The organism is Pseudomonas sp. H2_D02, assembly GCF_054677635.1.
In genome coordinates this window covers 3,333,730-3,359,888 of the sequence record NZ_CP162816.1, presented here as the reverse complement: position 1 = coordinate 3,359,888, position 26,159 = coordinate 3,333,730, and the positions used below count along the sequence as shown (strand labels likewise).

At 62.4% G+C, this 26,159-nt stretch carries 23 protein-coding genes and 2 pseudogenes; 8 read left to right on the top strand and 17 right to left on the bottom strand.

Features of this window, described 5'->3' with window-relative positions; genetic code table 11:
• Position 1: 1 nt before the first annotated feature.
• The 14 genes from AB4N42_RS15640 to AB4N42_RS15575 form a co-directional block, all read right to left on the bottom strand.
• Positions 2-787: a cyclase family protein gene (locus AB4N42_RS15640; RefSeq protein ID WP_030141671.1), complete on the bottom strand. Its 786-nt coding sequence runs from the start codon at positions 785-787 to the stop codon at positions 2-4.
• The gene (locus AB4N42_RS15635) at positions 774-1,781 is read right to left on the bottom strand and encodes an NAD-dependent epimerase/dehydratase family protein (RefSeq protein WP_030141672.1); all 1,008 of its coding nucleotides are present in this window, start codon (positions 1,779-1,781) and stop codon (positions 774-776) included. The genes AB4N42_RS15640 and AB4N42_RS15635 overlap by 14 nt, the downstream gene beginning before the upstream one ends.
• Positions 1,772-2,764: a fumarylacetoacetate hydrolase family protein gene (locus tag AB4N42_RS15630; RefSeq protein WP_030141673.1), complete on the bottom strand. Its 993-nt coding sequence runs from the start codon at positions 2,762-2,764 to the stop codon at positions 1,772-1,774. Before AB4N42_RS15630 ends, AB4N42_RS15635 begins: the two co-directional genes overlap by 10 nt.
• The gene (locus AB4N42_RS15625) at positions 2,761-3,333 is read right to left on the bottom strand and encodes a cupin domain-containing protein (protein ID WP_407683296.1); all 573 of its coding nucleotides are present in this window, start codon (positions 3,331-3,333) and stop codon (positions 2,761-2,763) included. Before AB4N42_RS15625 ends, AB4N42_RS15630 begins: the two co-directional genes overlap by 4 nt.
• 63 nt (positions 3,334-3,396) lie before the next feature.
• A complete protein-coding gene (locus AB4N42_RS15620; protein WP_407683151.1) occupies positions 3,397-4,350 on the bottom strand; it encodes a PDR/VanB family oxidoreductase in 954 nt (317 codons plus the stop codon).
• Entirely contained in the window at positions 4,347-5,393 is a 1,047-nt protein-coding gene (locus AB4N42_RS15615) for an aromatic ring-hydroxylating dioxygenase subunit alpha (RefSeq protein WP_030141676.1), read from the bottom strand. The genes AB4N42_RS15620 and AB4N42_RS15615 overlap by 4 nt, the downstream gene beginning before the upstream one ends.
• Positions 5,390-6,463: an aromatic ring-hydroxylating dioxygenase subunit alpha gene (locus AB4N42_RS15610; protein ID WP_198795845.1), complete on the bottom strand. Its 1,074-nt coding sequence runs from the start codon at positions 6,461-6,463 to the stop codon at positions 5,390-5,392. The genes AB4N42_RS15615 and AB4N42_RS15610 overlap by 4 nt, the downstream gene beginning before the upstream one ends.
• Positions 6,464-6,508: 45 nt before the next feature.
• A complete protein-coding gene (locus AB4N42_RS15605) occupies positions 6,509-7,711 on the bottom strand; it encodes an MFS transporter (RefSeq protein WP_030141678.1) in 1,203 nt (400 codons plus the stop codon).
• Positions 7,712-7,837: 126 nt separating this feature from the next.
• Complete coding sequence (locus AB4N42_RS15600; protein ID WP_030141679.1) at positions 7,838-10,372, bottom strand: efflux RND transporter permease subunit; 2,535 nt, start codon at positions 10,370-10,372, stop codon at positions 7,838-7,840.
• Between the two features lie 4 nt (positions 10,373-10,376).
• Complete coding sequence (locus AB4N42_RS15595) at positions 10,377-11,471, bottom strand: WD40/YVTN/BNR-like repeat-containing protein (protein ID WP_030141680.1); 1,095 nt, start codon at positions 11,469-11,471, stop codon at positions 10,377-10,379.
• Positions 11,472-11,541: 70 nt separating this feature from the next.
• The gene (locus AB4N42_RS15590; RefSeq protein WP_460114935.1) at positions 11,542-12,906 is read right to left on the bottom strand and encodes a DUF1329 domain-containing protein; all 1,365 of its coding nucleotides are present in this window, start codon (positions 12,904-12,906) and stop codon (positions 11,542-11,544) included.
• 12 nt (positions 12,907-12,918) lie between these two features.
• Positions 12,919-14,598: a DUF1302 domain-containing protein gene (locus AB4N42_RS15585; RefSeq protein WP_030141682.1), complete on the bottom strand. Its 1,680-nt coding sequence runs from the start codon at positions 14,596-14,598 to the stop codon at positions 12,919-12,921.
• A gap of 184 nt (positions 14,599-14,782) precedes the next feature.
• Complete coding sequence (locus tag AB4N42_RS15580) at positions 14,783-15,148, bottom strand: Rieske (2Fe-2S) protein (RefSeq protein WP_030141683.1); 366 nt, start codon at positions 15,146-15,148, stop codon at positions 14,783-14,785.
• A 15-nt stretch (positions 15,149-15,163) separates the two neighbouring features.
• Positions 15,164-16,102, bottom strand: a complete 939-nt coding sequence (locus tag AB4N42_RS15575; RefSeq protein ID WP_030141684.1) for a VOC family protein — start codon at positions 16,100-16,102, stop codon at positions 15,164-15,166.
• A 319-nt stretch (positions 16,103-16,421) separates the two neighbouring features.
• On the opposite strand from AB4N42_RS15575, the gene AB4N42_RS15570 reads away from it, so the two are divergent.
• Together AB4N42_RS15570 and AB4N42_RS15565 are read left to right on the top strand one after the other, a co-directional pair.
• Positions 16,422-17,333: a LysR family transcriptional regulator gene (locus AB4N42_RS15570; RefSeq protein WP_030141685.1), complete on the top strand. Its 912-nt coding sequence runs from the start codon at positions 16,422-16,424 to the stop codon at positions 17,331-17,333.
• Positions 17,334-17,549: 216 nt separating this feature from the next.
• Positions 17,550-18,707 (top strand): alpha/beta hydrolase family protein, encoded by a 1,158-nt coding sequence (locus AB4N42_RS15565; protein ID WP_198795839.1) that lies wholly within the window; start codon positions 17,550-17,552, stop codon positions 18,705-18,707.
• A 238-nt stretch (positions 18,708-18,945) separates the two neighbouring features.
• Here the strand turns inward: AB4N42_RS15565 and AB4N42_RS15560 are convergent, their stop codons facing one another.
• Entirely contained in the window at positions 18,946-19,395 is a 450-nt protein-coding gene (locus tag AB4N42_RS15560; RefSeq protein ID WP_460114934.1) for an NADPH-dependent F420 reductase, read from the bottom strand.
• Positions 19,396-19,467: 72 nt separating this feature from the next.
• Positions 19,468-19,779 (bottom strand): annotated as a pseudogene (locus AB4N42_RS15555) (SDR family NAD(P)-dependent oxidoreductase); the annotation flags it as partial.
• Between the two features lie 4 nt (positions 19,780-19,783).
• Between AB4N42_RS15555 and AB4N42_RS15550 the strand changes: the two are divergent.
• Positions 19,784-20,110, top strand: a complete 327-nt coding sequence (locus AB4N42_RS15550; protein ID WP_460114933.1) for a winged helix-turn-helix transcriptional regulator — start codon at positions 19,784-19,786, stop codon at positions 20,108-20,110.
• Here the strand turns inward: AB4N42_RS15550 and AB4N42_RS15545 are convergent.
• Positions 20,016-20,904, bottom strand: a pseudogene (locus AB4N42_RS15545) (LysR family transcriptional regulator). The gene AB4N42_RS15550 and the pseudogene AB4N42_RS15545 overlap by 95 nt on opposite strands.
• A 94-nt stretch (positions 20,905-20,998) precedes the next feature.
• On the opposite strand from AB4N42_RS15545, the gene AB4N42_RS15540 reads away from it, so the two are divergent.
• The 5 genes from AB4N42_RS15540 (at position 20,999) to AB4N42_RS15520 (ending at position 26,047) form a co-directional block, all read left to right on the top strand.
• Positions 20,999-22,045 (top strand): Ldh family oxidoreductase, encoded by a 1,047-nt coding sequence (locus tag AB4N42_RS15540; RefSeq protein ID WP_198795838.1) that lies wholly within the window; start codon positions 20,999-21,001, stop codon positions 22,043-22,045.
• Between the two features lies 1 nt (position 22,046).
• Complete coding sequence (locus AB4N42_RS15535) at positions 22,047-22,775, top strand: ABC transporter substrate-binding protein (protein ID WP_030141690.1); 729 nt, start codon at positions 22,047-22,049, stop codon at positions 22,773-22,775.
• 51 nt (positions 22,776-22,826) lie between these two features.
• The gene (locus tag AB4N42_RS15530; protein ID WP_323155335.1) at positions 22,827-24,131 is read left to right on the top strand and encodes a CitMHS family transporter; all 1,305 of its coding nucleotides are present in this window, start codon (positions 22,827-22,829) and stop codon (positions 24,129-24,131) included.
• A 148-nt stretch (positions 24,132-24,279) separates the two neighbouring features.
• Entirely contained in the window at positions 24,280-25,164 is an 885-nt protein-coding gene (locus AB4N42_RS15525) for a glycosyltransferase family 2 protein (RefSeq protein WP_323155334.1), read from the top strand.
• Positions 25,165-25,351: 187 nt separating this feature from the next.
• A complete protein-coding gene (locus AB4N42_RS15520; RefSeq protein WP_460114932.1) occupies positions 25,352-26,047 on the top strand; it encodes an NAD-dependent epimerase/dehydratase family protein in 696 nt (231 codons plus the stop codon).
• Positions 26,048-26,159 lie beyond the last annotated feature (112 nt).

Sequence of the window (26,159 nt, the reverse complement as noted above, 5' to 3'; positions counted from 1 at the left end):
GTCATTCCTCGAAAATCGCCACGGCGCGGACGAAGCCGGCCGAGGCGTGCCTGATTTTGTAGGGGAAACAGGACACCTGAAAGCCATGGGCGGGCAGGCATTCCAGGTTCGCCAGTTTCTCCATCTGGCCGTAGCCGATGTCGCGTCCGGCCTTGTGCCCTTCCCAGATGATCGAGGCGTCGCCGGTGGCGGCGAAGCGTTCGCGCGTGTACTTGAACGGCGCGTCCCAGCTCCAGGCATCGGTGCCGACCACGCGTACGCCGCGCTCCAACAGATACAACGTGGCCTCGCGGCCAATGCCAACCCCGGCATCCAGATAACCTGGCTGGCCGAACAGCGCACCGGCGCGGGTATTGACCAGGACGATGTCCAACGGCTGGAGCACGTGTTCGATGCGCGCCAGCTCAGCCTGTACTTCGGCGGCGCTGACCACGTGACCGTCAGGCATATGGCGAAAGTCCAGTTTCACCCCCGGTTGCAGGCACCAGTCCAGCGGCAACTCGTCGATGCCGAACGCCGGCTTGCCGCCGTCCGTGGTCGAGGCGTAATGCCAAGGGGCGTCCATGTGCGTACCGCTGTGGGTGGTGATTTGCAGGCGCTCCGCCGCCCAGGATTCGTCGCCAGGCAGTTGCGCCTTGGCCAGGCCGGGAAACATCGCGGCCATCTCCGGCCAGCCTTGTTGATGGTCCATGTAGTCGATTTTCGGCAGCAACGGCGGCGGATCAGTGTAAGGGTTGTTGTCCAGGGTCACGGACAGGTCCACCAGACGGCGTTTAGTCGGTTGCATGATCGGTCACTCCAAGCGCCACCCGCCCCCGCGCACGACGCGCCGAGCCAGCAGGCTTCAAACTGTTACGTATCAAGGCGGCAGCCGAGCCGTCATGGCGAAAGCCAAGGGCCCGGGCCAGTGGGGTTTTCATCGCCGGGAAACTGCCGAACAAGGCTTGCAGCCCGGCATCCGGTAAGAAGCTGATCAGTCCGCGGCGTTCCTGGCCGTAGGCAGCGGCCAGGGCATCGATGAGCTGGGCAATGGACAGGTGCAACAACGGCAGTTGCCAGACACGTGAGCCGCCGAGTTCGGCGGTCGGCAGCTCGGCGGCTCGCAGCAGGTTATCGACGCAGCACCGCACCGACATCCACCACGCCTGCGCCTGCGGCGACACCGGGCAGCAATACGGCTCGCCCTGGGCAAACGCGTGCAGCAGATCGCTCATGAATGCCGAACGCAGGCCGTTGGGTTCACGTGGACGCGCGACGATGCCGGGCAGGCGCACGGCACGACCGTCCACCTCGCCGCGCCGAGCCAGATCGTTGAGGGCCGTTTCCACCATCACCTTGTGCGCGCCATAGCTTATTTGCGGGTGTGGCACGGCACGCTCATCCATGCGCGCCGGCAGGTCGCCGCCGTATACCGCCACGCTGCTGGCGTACACCAGCACCGGCACGCCAGGCTGTTCGCGCAACTGATCGAGCAACTCAAGGCTCGCCAGCAAGTTGACCTGATAGCCCAGTGAATACAGCTGCTCGGCCGCGCCGCCCGGCACGCTCACCAGGTGGAACACCACATCGATGCCATCGGCCAGGGCGCGACGCAGCAACGCGGCATCGGTGACGCTGCCACAATGACGGCGCACGCGCTTGTCGTCAGTAAAGCCCGCCAGTTCCTTATCCAGCAGGATCAACGCGCTGATTGGCTGGCCTCGCAGCTGATTCGTGTCGAGCAGGCGCTGCACCAGTGCCCGCCCGACAAAGCCGTTGGCACCGGTAATCATCACGCGCATGGGCGGTCTCCTCGGACGACACGCTGGTCTATCGCGCCAAAGACCGACTGCCCTTGCGCATCGAGGACGTCCATGCGCACCCGGTCGCCAAAGCGCATGAAGGACGTTTTGGGCGCGCCCTGTTCAATCATCTCCACGGCACGACGTTCAGCGATGCAAGCCGCGCCAACGCTGGGGTCGGCATTGGAAACCGTGCCGGAACCGATCACGCAGCCGGCCCTGAGACGCCGGGTCAGCGCTGCATGGGCGATCAACTGATGGAAGCCGAAATGCATCGCGCCACCGTGGGCATGCCCGAACCACTGGCCATTCCATTCAACCTTCAGCGGCAAGTGCACGCGCCCGTCGCTCCAGGCTTCGCCCAACTCGTCGGGGGTGATTGCCACGGGGGCAAAACTTGATGAGGATTTGGCCTGGATAAACCCGAAGCCGGTCTTCATCTCCCGGGGTGCAAGTGCGCGCAAGCTGACGTCGTTGACTTGCACGATGAGACGGATATGGGCGAGGGCTTCTTGCGCCGAGCAGCCCATGGGAACTTCATCGACCACCACGGCGAATTCACCTTCGAAGTCGATGCCATGGGTTTCACTGGGCAGCACGATGTCATCGTGGGCGCCGAGGAAGTCATCGCCGCAACCCTGGTACATCAGGGGCGTGTGTTCGACACCTTCGATGGGATCCAGCGAAAACGCTTTCTGCATCCGCTCGCCATGGCTGAGAAACGATGAAGCATCCAGCCACTGCCAGGCACGCGGCAAGGGTGCGGCGGCTTGTTGCGGATCAAAGGCAAAGGCCCCGACCAGCGCGCCTTCGTTCAGGGCGTCATAGCGAGCGCGCAAAGCGGCCTCGACGCTCGGCCAATGCTCGATGGCCTCCTGCAGCGTCGCCGCGAGATCACTGGCATCCACGGCCCAGGCCAAGTCGCGTGATACCACCAACAGGCGACCGTCGCGGCTGTGATCCTTGAGAGTACTGAGCTTCATGCCCGTTCTCCTTGCAGTTCGGGGGCGAAGCGACCGTCGAGCAGCACGAAGAGCATGCGTGCCATCTGCTCGGTGCGATTGCTCCAAGCGTGATTGGTGCCGCGCTGCACGACGATGTCACCGCGCTTGAGGTGCACCTCTTCGCCATCGAGGACCAGCCAGACCTCGCCCTCCGTCACCACGCCGTAATCCAGCGTTTCGGTGCGGTGCATCAGTTTGTGCGTGGAGTCCGCCTGGCCCGTACCGGCGTGGGCCTGGCCAATTTCGGCGAAGGCTGCCGCGGCATCCTCGGCACTGACCTGGTTCTGCACGCTGTCGGGCGGGATATCCACCACGCGGATGACGCTGCCCAACGGGGCCGGACTCAATTGAAGCGGCTTGCGGGTGGGGTCGTCGCCGTTGTCGAGCGTGGCCGGGCTGGCGCCGCTGTTCCAGATCTCGTGGAAGACCGTGCCGGGCACGGCCTTGAGCGGGAAGCTGTTCGGCGTCGGTCCGCTGAACGCGACCACCGCCCGCCCCTGGGCATCGTGCCCGGTGACCACGCGTTTGAAACCAGGAAGCTGTTGCATGTTCAAGTCCTCGATCTGTTGCTGGAACGTGCCAGCGGGCAAACATGAATTCATGGGGAAACCTTAAAGATCGAGCACCAGCCGCGCGCTCCTGGCGCGCGAGCAGCACGGCGTGAACTGGTCGTTGCGTGCTCGCTCGGCATCGGTCAGAAACATATCGCGATGCTCCGGCTCGCCTTCCAGCACCCGTGTCAGGCAAGTGCCACAGATGCCCTGCTCGCAGGACAACGGGATGTCGATGCCGGCCTCCAGCAGCACCTGGGCCACGCTGAGCGCGGCAGGCACCTGGAAGCATTGCCCGGTGCTTGCCAGTTGCACCTCGAACCCGCCCGCCTCGCTGGCCGGCGCAGCGGCAGCGGTAAAGTACTCACGGTGCAGCTGCGCCTCGGCCCAGCCCTGCGTGCGTGCGGTATCCAGCACATGGTCCATGAAGCCATTCGGGCCGCAGACATACAGGTGACGATCACTGGCCGGTGCGGACAAAACCCGAGCACTGTCGAGGCGCTGGATGGCCTCGCCATCGTCCAGATGAACATGCACGCAATGGGCGAACGCGCAATGACGGATGTACTCCATGAAGGCCATCCGCCCGGCCGAGCGACCGCAGTAGTGCAACTCGAAAGGCGCGCCGATCCGCGCCAGGCGCTCGGCCATGCAAAGGATCGGCGTGATGCCGATACCGCCCGCGAACAACACGCTGTACCCCGCCCCATGTTCCAGCGGGAACAGGTTGCGCGGCTCGCTGATGCGCAGCCGGCTACCTTCGTGGACCTGCTCGTGCATGGCCTGCGAACCACCGCGCGACGCCGGGTCGAGCAACACCCCCAGCAGGTAGCGGTGGCGTTCTTCCGGGTGATTGCACAGCGAGTACTGGCGCACCAGGCCATTGGGCAGGTGCACGTCGATATGCGAGCCGGCGCTGAAGGCAGGCAGCACGGAATCGGCGGCCGGGGCCAGTTCGAAGCTGTAGATGCCTTCGGCTTCGCGCCGCTTGCGAGTGACGATGACTTCGATCATCCCTTGGCACCCACAGGCTGCTCGGCAGCGATCAAGCGATCGAGTACACGCCGCGCGCGGATGGCGCCTGCATCACCGATCAGCAGGACCGGCTTCAAGTCCCAGAACGACGCATCGCCCATCATGCGCTGCTGCGCCTCGAGCATCGGCAAGTCTTCATCGGCAAAGGGTTGGTTGATCGCGGCCGCTTGCTCGTCAGCGAATCGCTCGGCGAACTCGCCCATTGCCTTGGGGAAACAAACTGAAAACCAGTAGTGAGTCGTGGCCTCGGTTTCCGGGGTGAACAGATGCGGAATCGGCGTGGAAACTCCCTGCTCCCTGGGGAGCCCTGTCGCCACCGCACCGGAAAACAACAACATGTTCGCAGGCGCATCCCAACGCACATCAATCCAACGGTCCACCGGAGTGCCCTGGGGAATGTTCCAGGCGGCGTAGAGAAATTCCGGCATGATTTCCGCGACGGTCTGGCGGTTGGACCAAACGGTGTTGCCCTCCTCCTGTACGCTGGTCAACGCGCTCTTGACGCCATCACCACCCAACGTTGACGGGTGCAGGAACTCGATATGACTCAGGTCCATGATGTTGTCGGTTTCCAGCACGTAGTTGGCTCGCGCGTGCAAATAACGTTTGCCGACATACCAAAGGTCTTCGTCCATGCAACTGAAATCCGGAATCAGCGTCGCGTCGGCCAGACCTGCATCGCCCATCCAGATCCACAACAGGCTGTGGCGCTCGACCAGCGGGTAAGCCTTGACCTTCGCCGCCTTGGGAATGGCGCCATCGCCGTGGGGGTTATGCATGCAGGTGCCGCTGCCATCGAATTCCAGGCCGTGGTACGGGCAACGCACCGAATCGCCTTTAAGCGTTCCCATGCCCAGGGGCGCGAAACGGTGGGGGCAGCGATCGGCAATGGCCTGGGCGGTGCCCTGGGTATCGCGAAAAAACACCACGGGTTCGTTGAGCAGGGTTCGTTGGAACAGCTCTCCGGCGTTGACCTCGGTTCCCCAGGCGGCTGCGTACCAGACGTTGCGTAGGAAGCTCATCGCAATACCTCTTTTCCAAAGCTTGATGACGGGTTGGCGTGCGTCGCCGCGCGCTCGGTTTCAATCAACCGACGCAGCACCCGCCGACAGCGCACGGCCCCGGCATCGACGGGCAGCAACACCGGGTTGAGGCCCAGCAAGTCAACCTCACCTATCTGGCGCTGCTGGGCCTCGACCATGGGTTTGTCTTCACCGGCGAAGATGCCGATCAACATGTCCTGGACGAAGGCGTTCAATTGCGCGTTGTCCTGCTCGAAACTGCGCGTGTTGGCGAAGAAATAATGGGTATTCGTCGCATCCTGCGGGGTCATCAGGTGCAGGTTCCAGGTCACCGGTCCCTCTTCCCTGGGGCGCCCTGGCGCGGTGGCGCCACTGCCCAGCAGCATCAGGCCAGGCGCGTGCCAGATGACTTCGGCCCAGACGTCTGCCCGGCTCGGATCTTCAAGGTGAGCGCCGAACGCCGGCGGAGGAACATCATCTGCGGCCCACCAACTGATGCGCACGCGATCGTTGGCCAGCTCCTCGACGGCGGCGCGGGTGCGTGACAACGCTCCGCCACCGAGCGTATCCGGGTGCAGGAAATCAACATGGCTCAGGTCCATGATGTTGTCGGACAGCAGCTCGTAATGCGCGCGTGTAGGCAGGTACCCGTGTCCCTTGGCATGGGTGGGCGCCTGCTCGAAAAAGGAAAAGTCAGGAATCAGCGCATCGCTGGCCAGGTGACGCTCACCCAGCCAGACCCAGATCGCGCCGTGGCGTTCAACGACCGCGAACCCGCGGACACAGGCCGCCTTGGGGATGTTTCCCTCGCCATGGGGGTTGTGCGTGCATTGGCCACTGCCGTCGAAACGCAAGCCGTGGTATGGGCACTGGATGCTGTCGCCAACAATCGTGCCCATGTGTAGCGGGGCAAAACGGTGCGGGCAACGATCGGCGAGCGCTTGGATCGCGCCCCGGCTGTCGCGAAAGAAGACCATGGGTTGTTCGACGATGGTCCTGCCCAGCATCGCCCCTGGCGCCAACTCGTCCGCCCACCCGGCGATGTACCAGGTGTTGAGCAAATAGCTCATATCGTTCTCCTCTTGTTCTTGTTCTTGTTTTTTTGGGATGTGGAATCAGCGATCAGGCTTTGCCGCAACCGCAGCGGGAAAAACCGACTCGCCGCCACGCAACCGAATACAGGCCACGGCCACCAGGAGTTGAACGCCGGCAACGATGCCCAGCGCGGCGGGCAAGGCGCTGGTCACCCCACCGGTGATCGCCAGCACCACCAGCGGGCTGACAAACTCCCCGGCGAAGAACATCGAGGTGAAACCACCGGCGGCGCGGCCGCGCTGCTGGAAGTCGACCTGGGCCATGATCCAGGTGAGCAGGGTCGGCATCATCAGGCCGATACCCAGGCCATTGATCAGTACGGCGATCACCACCCATCCATGGCTGTCGGCCACCGCCAGCAACCCACCGCCGATGCCAGCGGCGACGAAGGCCAGGAGCATCTGCCGGTGCGCCGGCACGCCACTGAACAGGCGGAAACTCAACGCGCCGACCAGTACGCCGAGCTGGCTGGCGCCCATGGTCAAGCCAATCTGCTGCGACCCTTCGACATGCAGCAGGTTGAGCAGATAACCAACTTGTACCGGCACGATGAACAGGCTCAATCCGGCAAGGAATGCCAGGCCATACAACGGTGCCAAGGCGCGCCAGGGAAACGTCGCGCCTGCGGCTTTTTTCGCCGCGACGTCACGCCCATGCGGCTCCCACAGCAGCCAGGCCATCAACGGCAGCAGCACCAGCCCCAACCCATACAGCGCAAACGGTGTGCGCCAGCCGTACTCGCCCAGCACGCCGCCGATGGCAATGAAAATCGCCGCCGACAACGAGGTCGCGACCATTTGCAGGGCGAACATGCGTTCACGCCGCGCGCCGCTGTAGTAGTCGCCCATCATCGTGGTGCAACACGTCATGATCGCCGCCTCGGCCAGGCCGATGCCGGCGCGGCTGACGACGATCGCCTGCAACGAATCCAGCCAGAGCGGCAGCACCCCACAGACGGTGTAGAGGCACATCGCGCCGATCAGCAACGGCTTGCGTCCGAGTCGGTCGGCAATGATCCCGGCGAAAGGTGCCAACAGGGCAATCATCAGCGCCGGTAGCGTCAGGGCGATGGGAACCAGCACCGCGACGCCCGGGGTGTCGGCGAAGTGTTCCTGCATGCGCGGCAGGACGGGGGCCAGCAGCACCGCGCCGAGGACCGGCAGGCAGCTGCCGAGCAACAGCAACAAGGACTGCGGCAGCCGCGCCTGGCGTTCAACGTTCATCACGCACCTCCGGCGGTTGGGTCGCGCAGAACGCCACCCCGAAAGCGACCAGACCGGTTCGAAGCGCTAGCCAGAGATACTGCTGGAGCTGATAGATGCGAGGCATGGGAACATCCTTTCTTATTGTCATGACGCAATGGGTTGGGCGCAGGGCGTTGCGCGTTGATCGTGTCCCGGGGTTTGCGGACAAAGGGCCTGTTGCAGGCAACCGCCCTCCTCGACCACGGCAGGCGTGAGCGCCAAGCTGGTCGGCGGGATGGGTTCAGCCAAGGTCTGTTCCCGACTGATCCGTTCGCTCGGCAACAGGAAGTGCGCCAGGGCCGGCAAAAGGACCAGGGCGCCGACCATGTTCCAGACGAACATGAACGCCAGCAGCACGCCCATGTCGGCCTGGAACTTGATCGGCGAAAACATCCAGGTGGCGACGCCGATCGCCAGGGTCACACCGGTCAGCATCACCACCTTGCCGGTGGACAGCAGTGCCCGGTAATACGCCTGCGACAGGCTGGTGCCCTGGCGCATGTGACCGAGCAGGATGCTCATCACGTACAGCGCATAGTCGACGCCGATGCCCACGCCGAGGGCGATGACCGGCAGGGTCGCGACCTTGACGCCGATGTCCAGCCAGACCATCAGCGCTTCGCAGAGGATCGAGGTGAGCATCAGCGGAATCACCGCGCACACCGTGGCACGCCAGGAGCGGAAGGTGATCAGGCAGAGCAGGATCACCGCACCGTAGACCCAGAACAGCATTTCCCGATTGGCCTGCTTGACCACGATATTGGTCGCAGCCTCGATTCCGGCGTTGCCGGCAGCCAGGAGGAACTGGACGTCGTTGGTATTGTTCGCCGCCGCGAACTGTTCGACATGCTCCACCAGGCGGGTCAGGGTTTGCGCCTTGTGGTCGGAGAGGTAGGCGTACAGCGTCAGCAGGCTGCAGTCTTCGTTGTAGAGACCGCGTGGCGCCCCGGCGGTGATCATGTTGAGCATCGCCTGGTTGTTCTGCAGCTCGTACCACTTCGGGCTGCCTTCGCTGAGGCCCACCAGCATTCGACGGTTGAGCAGCGCCAGGGAATTGGTCGAGTCGACACCCGGCAAGGTACGCAATTGCCAGTCGAGGGCATCGACCTTGTTCAGGATGTCATAGCGCGAACAGGCGCTGGCAGGCGTCTTGATCATCACCGCGAACAGATCGCTGCTCGCGCCGTAATGCCGGGTCAGGAAGGCATCGTCCTGGTTGTAGCGCGAGTCAGCACGCAGTTCGGGAGCGCCTGCATCCAGGTCACCCACCTTCAATTGCAGGCTAACCACGAAGCCGAGCGTCGCCAGCGCCAGGCTCAAGGCGATGCACAATGCCGCCCAGCGACGCTGGGTGAACAGATCGAGGAAGCGCCAGAATCCATGGCGATGTTGGCCGGCTTGCTCGGCGTGCTCGCTTTTCAGGCTCAGTCGCGCCGCATGGCCGCTGACCCCGATATAGGAAAGCAATATCGGCAGCAGGATCAAGTTGGTGAAGATCAGTACCGCGACGCCGATGCTGGCGATCATCGCCAGGTCCTGGATCACCTGGATCTTGATGATCATCAGCACCGCGAAACCGACCGCGTCACAGAGCAGCGCGGTGAGGCCGGCGAGGAACAGGCGGCGAAAGGTGAAACGCGCGGCGACCACGCGGTGCATGCCCCGACCGATGTCCTGCATGATCCCGTTCATCTTCTGCGCGCCATGGCTCATGCCAATGGCAAACACCAGGAACGGCACCAGCACCGAATAGGGGTCCAGCTGATAATCCAGCAACGGCAGCAGGCCAAGCTGCCAGACCACCGCCACCAATGAGCAGAACACCACCAGCAAGGTGCTGCGAATGCAGCGGGTGTACCAATAGAGCACGACGGTGGTGATCAGGATCGCCACGGCGAAGAAGATCAGGATCTGCCGCAGGCCGGCGATCAGGTCACCGACTTTCTTGGCGAAACCGGTGATATGGATATCAACGCTGTCGCTCTGGTATTGGCTGCGCAGCGATTCCAGTTGTTGCGACAACCGGGTGTAGTCCAAGGGCCGGCCGTCGGGAGTGCGCTGCAACAGCGGGACCTGGATGATGCTCGAGGCCTGGTCGAATGCCACCAGCTGGCCGATTTCGTTGGACAGCTGCACATTTCGCCGCAAGGCCGCCAGGCTGGCGGAACCACCGTCGTAGTTATCCGGGATCACCGGCCCGCCTTCCAGGCCGGCTTCGGTCACGGCGACCCAGCGCGTGGCGGGCGTCCACAACGATTTCATGTAGGCGCGATCGACACCGGGCAGCAGGTAGATCTTGTCGCTCAACGCCTGCAAGGTCTTGAGGTAGTCAGCGTCATAGATCTCGCCCCGCTTGTTCACCACGGCGATGCGCAAGGCGTTGCCCAGCCCACTCAACTCCTGCTGGTGCTCAAGGTAGTTGGCAATGTACGGATGATGGGTGGGGATCATTTTTTCGAAACTGGCATTGAGCTCGACGCGGCTGGACTGCCAACCCAACACCAGCGTGGTCGCCAGGCACAGCAGCAACACCCACAGGCGATGATTGAACAATGCCCGTTCGAGCACCGAGCCGGAACGCGGATCGAAATCGTCGAACGCATTCGCAGGGGATTGGGGGAACTTACCAGGGGACGTCATAACCTCACTCCGAAGCGGCAGTGGCTGGCTGCGCAATACGCTGCAGCCCGGTGAAACCGGCAACGACCAGGCTGCCATCGGCGGCCTCGATCAGACTTGAAACAGGCTTGCCCAACGGCTTGCCAAATGGCAGCAGCACCTGCCCGCCGTTGCGAAACAGCGTGCCGGCCTGGTTGACCAGCAACACCTGACCGTCGGCCAGGCGGGTGGCGTCGTTGAAGGAAATCGGCACCGGAACGGACAGGCGCTGAAAGCTTGTGCCGGCATCGTTGGAAACAAAGGCGTTGCCCTTCAGGCCGGCGACGAGCAGCGCGCCATCGGCACGACTCTGGAGGGTGAAGAAACTGCCTTCGTAAGGGCTGTCCAACTGGCTGAACGACGTCGCGTCGTCGTCCGAGCGCGCCAGGTAACCCTGCTCGCCCGCCAGGAACCAACGCGGGCCCTGGCGACTGATGGCGTACAAGTGCAAGCCGTTCGGGTTGGCGATGCGCCCCATCAATGAATGCCAGGTCGCGCCGCCATCGGTGGTCTGCAGCGCCAAGCCATAGGCCCCGACGATCAACCCACGGTGTGCATCGATGAACTGGAGCGCCAGGAAGGGCTTGTCCGCCCCATCGGCGACCAGGCGCTCCGCACTTTGTACCCGTATCAGGGCGTCGTCCGGGTTGGCTGCCGTGGCCTGCTCGGCCTTGGCGGCCTCCAGTTCCAGCTGTGCCACGCGCACGCCGTCGAGCTGCAGCGTCCAGTGCTCGCCGCCATCGTGCGTCGTCAGCACCACGCCTGCGTGGCCGACCGCCCAACCCTGCTGCGCATCGACAAACTGCACCGCCGTCAGGCTGACCGACACCGGCACCGAAGCCTGGCGCCAGCTCTGCCCGTTATCGTCGGAAAACACCACCAGCCCGCGTTCACCTACGGCGACGAGACGTGTACCGGCGCGCGCCAGGTCGATCAAAACGCCTTTCTGCGCACCCGACACCTGCATGGCGGGAGTATTCAGCGGCACGTCCACGGCAGCCGTCCCGGCCAGGCATTCGCTCGCGGCGACGGGCAGGCACAGGGCCAAGAGCAACGCGCCCGCCTGACTGATTCTGTTCATAACCCACCTCGGAAAAACATTCATCCCCCAAAGGGCAGGCCGACAGGCCCGCCCCTGGCTCTCGGCCCGATCAACGCACGCCGCGACCCGCCATCGCCGCGGGCGAGAACTCCGAGGCCTTGTAGCGATCAACCGCGCGATACTGCTCCGGCAACCCGGCATAGAGGTTCTGGATAAACCACGCACCGGAAGTCAGGTCGTAGAAACCGGATGACAGTTGCACCAGGCCTGGCAGGTCGGGCAATACGGAAGGCAGCGACCAGAGGGTCTTGGCCAGTTGACCGCTGGCGTCCCAACGATCGCCGAGCAGGGCTTGCCAAGTGTCCTCGTCGAGGTAGTAGCGGCCCTTGGGCAACTGGTGGCGCTTGCCGACGGCCACCGTCGACTCGACCACCCAGACGCGGTGCAACTCCCAGCGCACGTAATCCGGGTTCAGATGGTGCTTGCCCAACAGGTCCTGCGGCTGGGCAGCGTTCTGCACCTTGTTGGTGTTGTAGGGAACGTAGATTTCCTGCTTGCCGACCAGTTTCCAGTCGAACCGGTCCGTACGACCGCCCCACACACTCAACTCATCGAAGGACATGACCCCGGCGGTGGAAGGCGTCGGCGTATCACAGCAGGCGTTGGGCAGCGTGCGCACCCGGCGCTGGCCGCTCAGGTAGACATGGGCCTGGGATTTGTCGCCGTTGATGTTTTCACGCCCGAGGATCTGCTCGCCGGCACGAATCGCCGGGCCGAGGTTGACGAAGTGCACCAGCCAGTAGTCGCCCGAGTAGTTTTCAGGACCGCCCTCCTGGAAGTAGTAGGGCATTTCCTGGGTCAGCAGGCCGTCGCTGGTCATCACCTGGTTGCCGTCGGCGGTCATCAGATAGTGGCGAAAATGCCCCGCCACCGAAGTGCCGCGCCAGTTCAACACGTGGTTCCAGATGGCTTCGGTGCCGTTCTGCGGAATCGGAAACGGAATCCCGCCATAGGCACCGTCGGGAATCAGGCCGGCACTGCTGTTGATCAGTTTGGCCCGAGTCGCATTCTTGAAGGTGTTGTCGTAGACCCATTGCGGCGCGGCCGCCGTGCGCCGGGTCGGGTAGACATCGATGCGATAGGTCTCCGGGAAGCGCTTGAACAGCTCCTTGGTGCCGTCGCTGAGCTTGTCGGCGTACTTGGTCAGGTTCTGTGCAGTGATGCTGAACAAGGGTTTATCGGCGGCAAACGGATCGCTGCGCTTGGCGCCCGGGACATAGCCCGGCTCGACCTTGGTGTAGCCACCGTCCCAGGCCGGGATGCTGCCGTCGGCATTGCCAGCCTTCTCGGCACCGAAGGGCGTCAGGGTCTTGCCCAGCGCGGCGGCTTGTTCGGCGCTGGCGGCCAGGGCGATCGGCGCGGCGGCAGCCAGCAGGGTTAAGCACAAGGCCTTTAGAGTGAACTGAATGGTCATGCGCGAATCCTCTTAAAACGTGGTCTTGACGGAGAAAGCCAGGTAATCCCGGTCCTTCAGCGACTGCTTGTAGTTGAACTGGTTGGCGGCGTTGAGGCTGGTATCCTCGGGACCGTAGAAGTGGGTGTAGGTCAGCCCCACGGTCACTTGGTCCAGGTAGGTGGCGGAGACGCCGATGTTCATGTCCCCTCCCCGATCGGGACCGAACCCGCTGATCACCGCCGACTTGCCCATGGGGAAATAGCTGATGCCCACCGGCACGCTGAGGTCCACGCCTGGGAAGAACTGGCGATAGGTGGGTGTGTAAACCAGCTTCAAGCCCAGGCCGTCATCGGTGGCGTTGGGGTCCAGCGCGGCACGATTCCTGGTCACGGCCAGCAGGCGGTTCCAGGCGACCTCGCCCACCAGGCTGGCTTCATTGGAAACAAAGGAAGGGCCCAGCGAGGCCAGGACGTTGAGGTTGACGTGGGCCGTGCGGCCGACGGCGTAGAGGGCGTCATCGTTGTTGTCCGCGTCGACGCCCGGCAGGACGGTCTGGGCGTTGGAGACCAGCGGCATGTTCCAGCGCATCGACGCTTCGCCGGCAAAGCTGTACTCGTTCACCGACGTCGCGAAGCTGGCCCCCAGTACGCGAATATCTTCCGGGTAGACCCAGGAGTATTCGCCGACCTGCCCGGTGCTGAAGTTCGGCCCGGTGGCATTCGGCTTCAAATACAACGTCGGGGTTTTCTCGTGGTACTGCAGCGCGTACAGGCCGTAATCCGTCGTCCCGGTGTTGTACTTGAGCTGCAGGCCGCCCTGGCCGGAGCTCCTGGCCTTCTTGTCCTTGCCATGGAAAAACGCCGCCGGGCTGTTGGCATTGCCGCCCAGGAAATCCGGGAATGGCCCGCCTGTGATCAGCCGTTCATTGCCATCGCCGATGGTATCGCTGGTGGAGAAATAACTGCCGGCGCCCGGCAAGCGGGTGGCCTCCCACTCCAACTGGTAGAAGGCGCCCAATGACACATCGTCGGTCAGTTGGTACGCGGTGGAGAGCTGGTTGACCGGCCGGGTGATTTCCTTGAACTGCGTGTTGGGCACCGACTGCGCCTTGACCACGTCCACCGGCGCCATGGCCCCGGCAATCCCGTTGCCGCCGAAGAACAGGCTCTCGCCCCAGATCAGGCCGTGGCGCCCCGCGCGAACCGACAACGTACGGTCGGCCAGCTCACCGTTCCAGTAGACAAAGGCGTCCAGCAGTTCACCGTCGCCACCGTGCAATTGCTGGGTGTCGTGGGTGAATTCGTCGAAGCCCACCGACCGTTGGTTGGCGCTGGCCGCGTCGTTGTTGTCGTTGCGGTCCTGGTACACGGTGTCGTACCAGGCGGCGCCGCTCAGACGGGCACCGAAGTTGTGAAAACCGATGTCCAGTTCGGAAAGAATGTCCAGGCGATTGGAGATCAGCCCCTTGCCGAAGTTATGGTCGCCGTCATTCTGGTTCAGCGCCGTCTGGCCCTCGCTGAGTTTGCTGCTGGGATCCTTCAGCCGCCAGGCCGCGCTGTACTTCAGCGTATTGTCCCAACGCAAGCTGAGGTCGGGATTGCCGGTGTCGATCTGGAAGGCCTGGGCAGCCGAAGCGCCCAGTCCCAGGCTCGCAGCAAGGGTCAGGGTAAAGGGGACGCGCCGCGACGCAGCGATCTTGCGAGTAGCCATCGAAGTAACCCTCTTATTGTTTTTTTTGTATGTCAGTTCTTCTGGTAAAACCGTGCCGCAATCCAGCCAGGCCTACCGACTGTTTTTGCACGCATTCGCTGCCGGGTTGTGTTCACTTTCTCGGCAAAGCAGGCGTTTGACTAATCGCATGTAGGGATACGATGTATCAGAAACCGCGATACATTCATGACCCCGCAGGCACCTCCAGTTGGCCGGCTTCGAGCACCAGCCAATCAGCCTCCGCGTGCCATTGCAGAGCACTCAGGCTTTCGCCCAGGCACGGCCCGTAGACGCACAAACCAGTGTCCGGAAGGAACCTGGCACCGTGGGCGTAACAGATGACCTGGCGGCCATCGACGCTGAGAAAACGGTCCTTGCGGTACTCCAGGCGCACCTCCAGATGCGGGCAACGGTTGCGATAAACCCGCACCTCGCCGTCATGGCGCAGGGCAAACACGCTGTCTTTTCCGGTGCCCAGAGGGTCGAACCCGCGGGACTGCCCTTCGACCAGTTCATCCAGGCGACACAGCACCATCGCTTCATGACCCATGGACGAAATCCGCACTCAGGCCTGCTTCGGCGGCGGACCGCTCGGGAACCATTTTTCCCGGGAGGTGAACAGGAACAGCTGCGAGTTATCCGCCGACAACGACGCCTGGCGCGCTTGCCAGTCGTCGTCGTGCTTGTCCATGTCGGCGTCATATTCGATATGGCAGCCCAGTGGGCTGTTGAAATACCAGAACCAGTTGGAGCCGAAGAGGTGGCGGCCCGGGCCCCAGAAACTGGTCCAGCCTTGCTGTTCGAAACGCCGGCCCGCCAGCAGCACTTCCGTGCCGCTGCCCAGGTGAAAGGTGAAGTGCTCGCAGCCCTTCATGTGCGGCGGGGTCTGGATCATGAACAGACAGTGATGGTCATCGGAACCGGCCGGACGCATGAACGGGCCCGCGCCAACGAAAGCATCCGTGGTCACGAAGCCCAGGCGCTTGTAGAAGGCTTCGGCCTTGACCGCATCCGGCACGAAATACACCACGTGGGACAATGTGCGTGGCAGGGCCTGCATGTCCGGGTTGACTGCCGGCTGGTTGACCGGACGCTGGGGAGCATGGCCCGGTGCGTTGGTCAGGTCGGCGGGCGCGCTGTACGGGCGTCGCACACTGACCTGGAAACCAATGGCGAAACCCATGTCGTCCACACTGTGCACGGAACCATCGGCACCGCGAGTCACCAGGCGGTCGCGCCCCAACTCATCGGCGATGGCCTCGAGATCCGCCACGCCGGCCACGCCATAGACGGTTTCACGAATCGAGGGTGCAGGCCCGATGGCCGCTGGCAAACGGACGTCATCCGCCCGACGGATAATCACCGCCGTGCCGTCGAGCGCTTCGAAACGACCGCCCTCGCTGTCGACATCGACAGGTTGCAGACCGTAGTCACGCAGGCAATGCGTACAGGCTTCAATATCGTCGACGCCAAAAATCAAGGCATCAAGACCGATGATGTTCATGGTTACCACTCCGTTGTAATTATTCGCATGAGGCCAGCACCCGCTCTCAAGGCTGGAGGCTATGCGCTGCCGAGCCGGGTCCTGGAGTCGGCAAGGCCTCACGGTCGGCCGACTGTGGGCCGATACTGAAGGGGTAGGAATTCACTGACTAATCGCTTGTCGGGATGCGACCTATCGGCAAATGCGATACCTGGCTGCGCCGCACAAGCGGCGGGGAATATCGAATCGGCGATACTCGATTCGCCCGCTTGCGGGACTTGACGCCGCGATAGGAAGGTCGGAATGTATTTACAAAATAAATACAAGAATCGAGACCGCCATGCGTTTCAACCACCTGGATCTCAATCTCCTGGTGGCGCTTGATGTGTTGCTGGAAGAGCAGAACATCACCCGCGCCGCCGAACGCCTGCACATGACTCAATCCGCCACCAGCGGTGTACTGGGCAGGCTGCGCCTGTATTTCGAAGATGAACTGCTGGCGCAGGTCGGGCGCAAGATGCAACCCACGCCCTATGCCCGGGAACTGGCGGCGCCGGTGCGTGAAATATTGCTGACGATCCAGTCCTCGATTACCGCCAAACCGGTCTTCGATCCAGCCACCAGCAAGCGCCACTTCCGCTTGATCACCTCGGACTACCTGATCAGTGTCCTGTTCGCCCGGGTTATCCAGAAGATTTCCCTGGAAGCCCCGCACATCACCTTCGAGCTGCTGGGCCCCGGTGACACCTCCACCGAGCTGCTGATGCGCGGCGAAGCGGACATGATGATCGTGCCCGAGCACTACCTCATCGAAGGCCACCCGTCGCAGTTGCTGTTCGAAGAAGAACACGTTTGCGTTGTGTGGGATGGCAATACCCTGGTGGGCGACAGCATCACCCTGGATCAATACATCGAGATGGGCCACGTCTCCGTGATTTTCGGCCGCAACCGGCAACTGAGCGTCGAAGAATGGCTAATGAGCCAATACGGCCTCACCCGCCGCATGGAAGTGGTGACCCACGACTTCAATACCCTGCCACAACTGATCGTCGGCACCCAGCGTATCGCGACCATGCTCCAGCGAATGGCCAGGCTCTACGCCAACTACCTGCCGCTGCGCATCGTGCAACCACCGGTAAAGATCCCGGTGATGCGTGAGTTCATGCTCTGGCACCGCACGATGGAAGGCGATCCGATGCACCGCTGGCTGCGGGCGAAAATCAGCCAGATCATCAACGAACTGGAGCAGTAGCGACCGCCCGCTGCTTGAGCTTTTTGTTGGCGTGCGGCCCCTGGCCCCAAACCGATGGTGCACGCCCCCTCCATCGCCGTTCGCAATACCTCCCATCCCGACTCGCGATTGGCCAAACAACTGGCCTCCCCTTAGCCTGCTTCGAACTGTCAGGCCTGGCGATCCTCGCTCCGGTCCTGGCCGCCTGCATTTGCTTGCATAAGGACAACAACAATCATGTTTCGCTACTTTCCAACCAACTACGTGTGGAACCTTTCCGTCGACCTGGCCATTGAAATGGGCGCCCGCATCGGCGAAATCGAGGAAATGTGCGCGCCATTGCAAGAAGCCGCCAGGCAGCCGGATGCCGCCGGCAGCCAGGCTTTCCGTGAAACCTGGGCGAACATGGCCGACAAGCTGTGCGGCTTGGCAGAAGAAGATGAAGGCAAGGGACGGATGTTATCCGCCGGTGAAAAGTACAACCGCGCCGCCACTTATTACCTGAGCTGCGAACGCCTGCAGGCCCATGGTGCGCCGGGCCGCACGGAGCTTTACCAGCGATTTCTACAGACCTTCCAGCGCGGCATCGAATTGTCACGGGAAAACTGTGAGCGCGTGGAAATCCCCTACGAGGGCAAACACCTTTCCGGCCTGCTGGTCCGTGCCGAAGGCGTCAGCGGCCCCGCGCCAATCCTGGTGCAGGTCAATGGGCTGGATTCCACCAAGGAAATGAAATACCGCGTCGGCCTCCCCGCCTGGCTGGCGAAACGTGGCGTGTCGTCGTTGATCATCGACCAGCCCGGCACGGGCGAAGCACTGCGCCTGCATGACCTGACGGCACGTTTTGACAGCGAACATTGGGCCAGTCGCGTGGTGGACTGGCTGGAAACCCGCGACGATATCGACGCCAGACGCATTGGCCTGGAAGGCGTGTCGCTCGGTGGTTATTACTGCCCGCGCGCCGTGGCCTTCGAGCCGCGCTTTGCGTGCGGTGTGGTATGGGGCGCCAATCATGACTGGCGCGACGTGCAGAAGCGTCGCCTGGAAAAGGAAGGCAGTTTCCCGGTGCCGCATTACTGGTCCCATGTGTCTTGGGTCTGGGGCGCCAAAGACACGGACCAGTTCATGGCCATCGCCGAGCAGGTTCATCTGGACGGCATCCTGGATCGCATCAAGGTGCCCTTCCTGGTCACCCACGGCGAGAAGGATTCACAGATCCCGGTGAAATGGGCACATCGTACCTACGACCAATTGGTCAACAGCCCGAAACGCGAACTGAAAATCTTCACCGAGCGCGAGGGCGGCGTGCAGCATTCGAGTTTCGACAACAGTATCAATGCCGGCCAGTACATTGCCGACTGGGTGGCTGAAGTGCTCGGTGGTCGTACGGCATGAGCGGCGTCTGACGAGCTACCAGGATCAGGCTCTGGCGGTCCTTTGTCCGCCTGAGCCTGATCGAATCGGAACAGCCAGCCCGACTTATCAGTAGAACTTGATCAAATCCTTGAAGATCAGCTTACCCCAGCTGTTTCCACGCGCTTGCACAAGCATTCCTCCTTCCGAAAGCCCACCCAGCCTGATGGGGGCGAACCCGAGGTTCTCCGCAAGCGCACCCACCTCTTCCGCTGCGCGCTCATCGTCGCTCGCCAGGAACACGACTCTCCTGCCGCCCTGTACCGTCGGATCCTGCTCGAGGACAGTGGCGATCAAATGGTTGAACCCCTTTACCAGCCGCGCCCCCCGTGAAGGCCTGCTCGACCACCTTGGAAGAAGGCAAGCCCCCGAGTTCTTCAGGGGATACGCCATAGGCATTGGTCACATCGATAATCGTCTTACCCTCCCAGCTCGGCAGCGCCTTCGCAACGTCCCGGTGCGACTCGTAGCGAACAGCCAAAAAAAGGACGTCCGCGTTGACCGCCTCCGCCAGCCGTTTGGGAATGAGCCCCGGGCCGATCGCGGCCGCTTCGGGTGCAAAGCTCTCAGGGTCACGCGTGGTTGCAACGGACACCTCGATGCCGCTTCGGGCGAATGCCTTGGCAAGCGCCTGGCCAATCTTGCCGAAGCCGATAATTGCGTAGCTCATGGATGGTTCCTCGGGTCACTGCGCCCTGCGGGCTCCGGATTTCGAATGGAGCGACTGGCCGGGCGCGAAAAATCAGATTTGCGCCAGGCCGCCATCAACGGCAACTTCGCTGGCGGTCATGAAGCTGCTGTCTGCCGAGGCGAGGAAGGCGGCAACGGCTCCGATTTCTGCCGGATCGGCCATGCGCTGGAGCGGGTTCATCGAGGCGAAGACCTTCATGCCCTCCTCGCCCAACGCTTCCTTGGCCAGCTCGGTCGCCGTCGGCCCAGGCGACAGCACGTTGACCCGAATACCGGTGCCCTTCAAGTCCTCCGCCCAGGTCCGTGCAAGGTTGCGCACGGCTGCCTTGCTCGCGCTGTAGACGCTGAATGCCGGGGCGCCGGTCAGGATGATCGGCAAGTGGAAACCGCTGGTCCTGTTTTTTCTGCGTAATGGTCCGAAGCGCTACGGCGAACTCAAGCGGCTGATCCCAGGCGTCAGCGACAAAGTGCTGATCCAGCAGTTGAAAGACCTGGAAGCCGACCGCGTCCTGGCACGGACCGACTACAAGGAAGTGCCGCCACGGGTGGACTACGCACTGACTCCGCTGGGTTGCGGCTGTTCCAGGGACGCGCCGGTCGTTACTTCCCGATCCCCATCAACAGGTCGAAAAGCAATTGCGCGACCGGGGACAGTGTTCGCCCGCGGCGTGATATCAGCCCCAGGGTTCGGCTGATTGCGGGATTCGTCAGCGGGCGCGTGACCAAGGTCGCATGCCCTTCCGCGCGGCATGGCCAGCTTGGGCACCACACCCACGCCCAGCCCCGCCTCTACCAGGCTGACCAGCGCCGGAACATGCTTAACCTCACAGAACGACCGGGGCCGGATATCGCGGTTGGCGAGCGCCTGGTCGATGAGGAAACGATTGCCGCTGCCCTGCGCGAGGCTGATGTAGTCCACCGTCGTCAGGTCGTCCCAGGTCAGTGACTCGCGTTCGGTCAGTGGATGGCCGACTTGCAAGGCGACGACAAACGATTCCTCCAGCAACGGCTGGAACACCACATCGGCATCCTGGGTGCCGATGTAGGTCAGGCCAAAATCCGCCTCCCCCCTGGCCACCACCGTCAGGATCGCAGACGACGACTCATCGATGACCCGTACCCGGATTCCCGGGTATTTGGCGTGATATTGACGGATGACGTCCGGAAGGAAATACGCCACCGCCGAGGGTACGCAGGCGATGGTGACTTCCCCGGAAAGCCGGTAGGCCAGGTCGTGAAAACCAATCAGCGCATTTTCCACTTCGTTCAGCACATTGCGCGCGCGGGGAAGAAAACCACGGCCGATGGTGGAGAGTTCCACTCGACGGGTGGTGCGCTCGAACAACTGCACGCCCAGGGCCAGTTCAAGCTTGTCGACCCGACGCGACAGCGCGGATTGCGACAAATGCAGCGCCTGGGCAGCCGCGCTGAAACTACCCAGATCCGCTACGGCGAGAAAACCGCGTAAATCCGCGAGATCAAAATTCATGCGTTTCCCTCATAGATCCAACTTTTATTTGCATTTCTCTTTTTAATCAGCGCCCGGCAACCTGTCAACTCAGTCGAATCCATGAGTCATTTCCATGCACAACAAAAACGAATCCGCTGATGTTGCCCTTGAAGACCTGCGCGAACTGGGGCGTCTTGCCTTCCAGGGCTTGGGGCTTGCGCCAGAAGCCGCCGAACAGGTTTGCCAGGTGTTGGTGCTTGCCGACTTGTTCGGCTTGACCACCCACGGGCTGAGCCGCATCGAGTCCTATGGCGAGCGCCTCGAGTCCGGCGGCATCAGTGCCGCAGCCGAGCCGACTGTAGAGGCGCTTGCCCCCGCCATCGCACGGGTTGATGGGCGCAATGCCGTCGGGCCGTTGGTCGGCATGACGGCGCTGGAGGCCGGAATGAAGATCGCCCGGCAGTTCGGCATCGGCCTGGTCCTGGCGCGCGGCAGCAATCATTTCGGCCCCGTCTCGCCCTATTCCTACATCGCGGCCGAGCAAGGTTTTGCCAGCATCATCGGCAGCAACGCGACCACTACGATCGCACCTTCGGGCGGTAGCGACGCACGCCTGGGCAACAGCCCCCTGGGATTCGGCGTACCGAATCCGGATGGCAATCACTTCATGCTGGACATGGCCATGAGCGTCGTCGCGCGGGCGAAGATCCGCAACGCCCTCGCCCGCCAGGAAAGCATCCCGGACAACTGGGCAACGGACGTCAGCGGCAGGCCCACCACCGATCCCCGTGCGGCGCTGGACGGCTTCCTGTTACCCATCGGCGGTCACAAGGGCTACGGGCTGGCGCTGGTGGTTGATTTGCTGGCGGGGTTGCTTTCGAACGCGGCCTATCTGACCCACGTGAAATCCTGGGTCGATGCGCCGGATGAGCCGCAGAACCTGGGGCACTTTTTCATCCTCATCGATACCGCACGCCTTGGCTCCGCTGGCTGGCTGCAGGAACGCATGCGCGACTTCGCATCGATCCTTCACCAAAGCCCCCCCATCGAACCCGCGTCGCCGGTCATCGTTCCGGGGGAGATCGAACTGAAGAAGATGCGGCGCTACTTGCACGAAGGCGTGCCGGTGGATGCCGCCACCCGCCGGCTGTTGGATCAATACGCAAGTCGGGTGGCCTGAGATGACTTCATCCCACAAAAACCTTGCGACCGCCTTCAGCCCCACTGGCGTGCTGAGAGCGTCGATCAACGTGGGCAATCCCATCCTCGCGCGGCTGGACGAAGCCGGGAACGCGGTCGGTGTATCGGTCGATCTGGCCGCTGCCTTCGCCGAGGAACTGGGGCTGCCGCTTGAGCTGCGCGTGTTCAAAAGCGCGGGGGAATCCGTCGCGGCGGTTTCCGAGGGCCGGGCCGATTTCGGCTTCTTCGCGATCGACCCGCTTCGTGCCGAACAATTGGCCTTCACCGAACCCTATGTGCTGATCGAAGGCTGCTACCTGGTCAGGGAGGATTCGCACTTGAGCAGCATCAATCAGGTGGACCAGCCAGGCCTGGCGTTGGTGGTCGGCAAAGGCAGCGCCTATGACCTGTACCTGACGCGCGAGCTCAAGCACGCCACGATCATCCGCTCGCCGACTTCACCCACCGTGGTCGATACCTTCCTGGCCGAGGGGGCCGATGTGGCGGCAGGCGTGAAGCAACAGCTTGAGTTCGATACCACACGCTTCCCCGGCCTGCGCCTTCTGCCGGGGCGTTTCATGGAGATCCGCCAGGCCATGGGCGTTCCCCATGCCTATGGCAAGGACGCCGCCGAATGCTTGCGACGATTTGTCGATCGGGCCAAGGCCAGCGGCTTCGTTGCCGAAGCCATCAAGCGCCACGGCATCGTGGGCGCCACGGTCCCCGGCTGACGACCACGCAAACGTCCTGCGCCCTCTCCAATAAAAACAAGAGTAACTGACATGTTGGCATTCCTTGGCTTATCGATGGTCGTGGTATTTACCTACCTGATCATGGCGAAGCGACTTTCGCCCATCGTTGCGCTGATTGTCGTACCGGTGGTCTTTTCGATCATCGCGGGCTTCGCGCTCACCACCGACAAGATGATGCTCGACGGCATCAAGATGGTCGCCCCCTCGGCGGCGTTGCTGCTGTTCGCGATCCTGTTCTTCGGCGTCTTGTTCGACGCCGGACTGTTCGACCCGATGATCAAGACGATCCTCCGTGTGGTGAACGGCAATCCGGTGAAGATTGCCGTCGGCACGGCCATTCTCTCGTTGACCACCGCGCTGGATGGTGACGGCACGACCACCTACATGATCACCTGCGCAGCGATGCTGCCGCTGTATAAACGCATCCAGATGAACCCGATGATTCTTGCCAGTATCTGCGTGCTTTCATTGAGCGTGATGGGCGGGATGACACCGTGGGGCGGGCCGGCCACTCGGGTCATCGCGGTGCTCGGGCTGGACGCCGCCGAGTTCTTCATTCCGCTGTTGCCGACCATGGCCACCGGCGCCGCCGGGGTGCTCTACATCGCGTATGTACTGGGCCGGCGCGAGGTTCGGCGGATCGGTGTGGTGACCCTGTCCAGCGGTGGAGATGACTGCTACATCGATTCCATCGTCGGCCAGGGGGAGCATAAAAAACCGAAGAACGTGGTGCCCAACCTGATACTGGTATCGATGGTGATGGTCTGCCTGGTCACCGGGCTGCTGAATTCGGTGATCAGTTTCTTGCTGGGATTCGTGATCGCCCTGGTCATGAACTACCCGAACCTGAACCTGCAGAAAGAACGGATGCTCGCCCATGCTGGCAATGCCATGGTCGTTGTGTTGCTGGTGTTCGCAGCCGGGGTGTTCGCGGGTATTTTCTCCGGCACCAAGATGGTCGATGCAATCGCACAACTGCTGGTCAATACCATCCCGCCGTCCTGGGGCCATCTGTTTCCGCTGGTGGTGGCAATCACCAGCATGCCGCTGACGTTCCTGCTGTCCAACGATGCCTATTATTTTGGCGTCGTGCCCATCCTTGCCAATGCCGCGACAGCGTACGGGATCAGCCCGATGGAAATCGCCCGCGCCTCGGTACTGGGCCAACCCGTGCATCAGATCAGCCCACTGGTGGCGTCGACGTTATTGCTGGTCGGCATGATCGATCGAGACCTTGGCGACTTCCAGAAGAGCACGATCAAATGGGCGGTACTGCTTTCGCTTCTGATGACGGGGTTGTCCCTGTTGACCGGGGCGATCAGCCTGTTTACTTGAGGAAAGCGTCGGCGGAACTGGTCGAAGCCCACGGACCTGCTATCTTCATCAAAGACCTGAGTAGTTGCGATCCCATACGTATCCAGGTCTGTACAGGGAGTGGGTGAAGTTGGAAGCAGTGGAACTGCTCGCTATTGACGAACGGCTCATGCCATCGCCCCATGGCGAGTGTGATGTGGTCATCGTCAATTACAACGCTGGTGAGCTATTGCTGGCGAGTGTCGGATCGGCCTTTGCCGCCGGCGCCTCCAGGGTGATCGTCGTGGATAACGACTCCCACGACGACAGCCTGAGGTTGCTCGAGCGAACCCACGCCGACGGCGACTCGCTTCGAATCGTTCGCAATGCCACAAATCTCGGCTTTGCCGTGGCGTGCAACCAAGGCGCCCACCTCTCAGCGGCCCCCAACGTGCTTTTCCTCAACCCTGACACCGAGCTGGCCGCCGATGCCTTGGAGCGCATGCTGCAAGCACTGCGCAGCTCACCCGGAATCGGCATGGTCGGTGGATTCCTGTGCAATCCAGATGGCAGCGAGCAGCCCGGTGGACGTCGGGTATTTCCGACACCCAGGCGCGCCTTCATGCGAGCGTTCGGACTTTCGCGGCTCTCAGCTCTTTTTCCATCGATGCTGTCGGACTTCCTGCTGCACAAGGAACCGCTACCCAGCACCCCCGTTGTCGTCGAGGCCATCTCCGGAGCTTGCATGTTGGTCAAGCGCGAAGCGATCGAGAGCGTCGGGCTGTGGGACGAAGATTATTTCCTCCATTGCGAGGACCTGGACTGGTGCATGCGCTTTCATCAGGCCGGTTGGCGCGTCCTGTTCGTGCCGGATGCCCGGGTGATGCATGTATTCGGTGGTTGCAGCCGGCACCGACCCTATTTCGTCGAATGGCACAAACACCTGGGATTCCTGCGTTTCTATCGTAAGTTTTTCCGCCGCAAGTACCCAGCCGTACTGTGGGTCAGCGTGGTCATCGGCGTGTGGTTTCGATTCGGCCTGATGGTTGTTCGCCACGCGACTTCCCGGCTCTGACATTCATGGAACCAGCGGTAAAGAGCGTTCAATGCGGATAGGAGTATTAGGCGGCTCCAGCCTCCTGGGTAAGCACGCCCTGCCATTGTTGGCACAAAACGGCCATTCGACCAGCGCGTTTACCCGAGGGGTGCCCAACGTATCTTGCCCCGGTGTAACGTGGCGAAACGCAGATGACTGGCACGGATTGACGCTGGACACGTTGCTGTCGTTTGCCCCCCTCTGGGTGTTACCCGACTATCTGGAGCGCCTTGCCAACACCCAGGTCAAACGTGTTGTCGTCCTATCCTCCACGAGCCGCTTTGCCAAGCACGCATCGCCCGATGCCCAGGAAAGGGACGTGGCACAACGTTTGATCGAGGCAGAGGAACAGCTCCAGCAATGGGCGACCGAACGGCAGGTTGAATGGGTGATCCTGCGACCGACCCTGGTCTATGGTTTTGGCCGCGACAAGAACATTTCGGAAATAGCGCGTTTCATTCAACGCTTCGGAATTTTTCCGCTCATCGGCGGCGCGACTGGTTTGCGCCAACCGGTGCATGGTGGTGACGTGATCCAGGCGTGTCTATCCGCCATGAGCACACCGGGCCTGCCCAGTGGCGGCTATAACCTCTCAGGGGGAGAAGTCCTGCCCTATCACCTGATGGTGAGCCGGATATTCGAAGCCATGGGACGCCCGCAGCGAACATTGGTCCTCCCCGCCACCGTCTTGAGCAAGGGCATTTCGCTCCTGCGCTGCCTACCACGCTACCGGCATCTTTCAAGCGCGCTGGTGACGCGGATGAATCAGGACCTGGTATTCGACCATTCCCAAGCCAGCGAACGGCTTGGCTTTGCTCCCAGGAAGTTTCACCTGGGTAACGAAGACTTGCCTGAACGCTGAATTGACCTTCGATAGCTAACGCATTTTCCCCTGTGGGAGCGAGCCTGCTCGCGAAGACGGCATCACCGTCGATGAAGTGCCTGGGCGTGCCGACCTTTTCGCGAGCAGGCTC

What these genes read in the sequence shown, in the direction of transcription:
- AB4N42_RS15640 (WP_030141671.1), bottom strand. Translation starts at nt 787, where the DNA reads ATGCAACCGACTAAACGCCGTCTGGTGGACCTGTCCGTGACCCTGGAC.
- AB4N42_RS15635 (WP_030141672.1), bottom strand. Translation starts at nt 1,781, where the DNA reads ATGCGCGTGATGATTACCGGTGCCAACGGCTTTGTCGGGCGGGCACTG.
- AB4N42_RS15630 (WP_030141673.1), bottom strand. Translation starts at nt 2,764, where the DNA reads ATGAAGCTCAGTACTCTCAAGGATCACAGCCGCGACGGTCGCCTGTTG.
- AB4N42_RS15625 (WP_407683296.1), bottom strand. Translation starts at nt 3,333, where the DNA reads ATGCAACAGCTTCCTGGTTTCAAACGCGTGGTCACCGGGCACGATGCC.
- AB4N42_RS15620 (WP_407683151.1), bottom strand. Translation starts at nt 4,350, where the DNA reads ATGATCGAAGTCATCGTCACTCGCAAGCGGCGCGAAGCCGAAGGCATC.
- AB4N42_RS15615 (WP_030141676.1), bottom strand. Translation starts at nt 5,393, where the DNA reads ATGAGCTTCCTACGCAACGTCTGGTACGCAGCCGCCTGGGGAACCGAG.
- AB4N42_RS15610 (WP_198795845.1), bottom strand. Translation starts at nt 6,463, where the DNA reads ATGAGCTATTTGCTCAACACCTGGTACATCGCCGGGTGGGCGGACGAG.
- AB4N42_RS15605 (WP_030141678.1), bottom strand. Translation starts at nt 7,711, where the DNA reads ATGAACGTTGAACGCCAGGCGCGGCTGCCGCAGTCCTTGTTGCTGTTG.
- AB4N42_RS15600 (WP_030141679.1), bottom strand. Translation starts at nt 10,372, where the DNA reads ATGACGTCCCCTGGTAAGTTCCCCCAATCCCCTGCGAATGCGTTCGAC.
- AB4N42_RS15595 (WP_030141680.1), bottom strand. Translation starts at nt 11,471, where the DNA reads ATGAACAGAATCAGTCAGGCGGGCGCGTTGCTCTTGGCCCTGTGCCTG.
- AB4N42_RS15590 (WP_460114935.1), bottom strand. Translation starts at nt 12,906, where the DNA reads ATGACCATTCAGTTCACTCTAAAGGCCTTGTGCTTAACCCTGCTGGCT.
- AB4N42_RS15585 (WP_030141682.1), bottom strand. Translation starts at nt 14,598, where the DNA reads ATGGCTACTCGCAAGATCGCTGCGTCGCGGCGCGTCCCCTTTACCCTG.
- AB4N42_RS15580 (WP_030141683.1), bottom strand. Translation starts at nt 15,148, where the DNA reads ATGGGTCATGAAGCGATGGTGCTGTGTCGCCTGGATGAACTGGTCGAA.
- AB4N42_RS15575 (WP_030141684.1), bottom strand. Translation starts at nt 16,102, where the DNA reads ATGAACATCATCGGTCTTGATGCCTTGATTTTTGGCGTCGACGATATT.
- AB4N42_RS15570 (WP_030141685.1), top strand. Translation starts at nt 16,422, where the DNA reads ATGCGTTTCAACCACCTGGATCTCAATCTCCTGGTGGCGCTTGATGTG.
- AB4N42_RS15565 (WP_198795839.1), top strand. Translation starts at nt 17,550, where the DNA reads ATGTTTCGCTACTTTCCAACCAACTACGTGTGGAACCTTTCCGTCGAC.
- AB4N42_RS15560 (WP_460114934.1), bottom strand. Translation starts at nt 19,395, where the DNA reads ATGAGCTACGCAATTATCGGCTTCGGCAAGATTGGCCAGGCGCTTGCC.
- AB4N42_RS15550 (WP_460114933.1), top strand. Translation starts at nt 19,784, where the DNA reads ATGATCGGCAAGTGGAAACCGCTGGTCCTGTTTTTTCTGCGTAATGGT.
- AB4N42_RS15540 (WP_198795838.1), top strand. Translation starts at nt 20,999, where the DNA reads ATGCACAACAAAAACGAATCCGCTGATGTTGCCCTTGAAGACCTGCGC.
- AB4N42_RS15535 (WP_030141690.1), top strand. Translation starts at nt 22,047, where the DNA reads ATGACTTCATCCCACAAAAACCTTGCGACCGCCTTCAGCCCCACTGGC.
- AB4N42_RS15530 (WP_323155335.1), top strand. Translation starts at nt 22,827, where the DNA reads ATGTTGGCATTCCTTGGCTTATCGATGGTCGTGGTATTTACCTACCTG.
- AB4N42_RS15525 (WP_323155334.1), top strand. Translation starts at nt 24,280, where the DNA reads ATGCCATCGCCCCATGGCGAGTGTGATGTGGTCATCGTCAATTACAAC.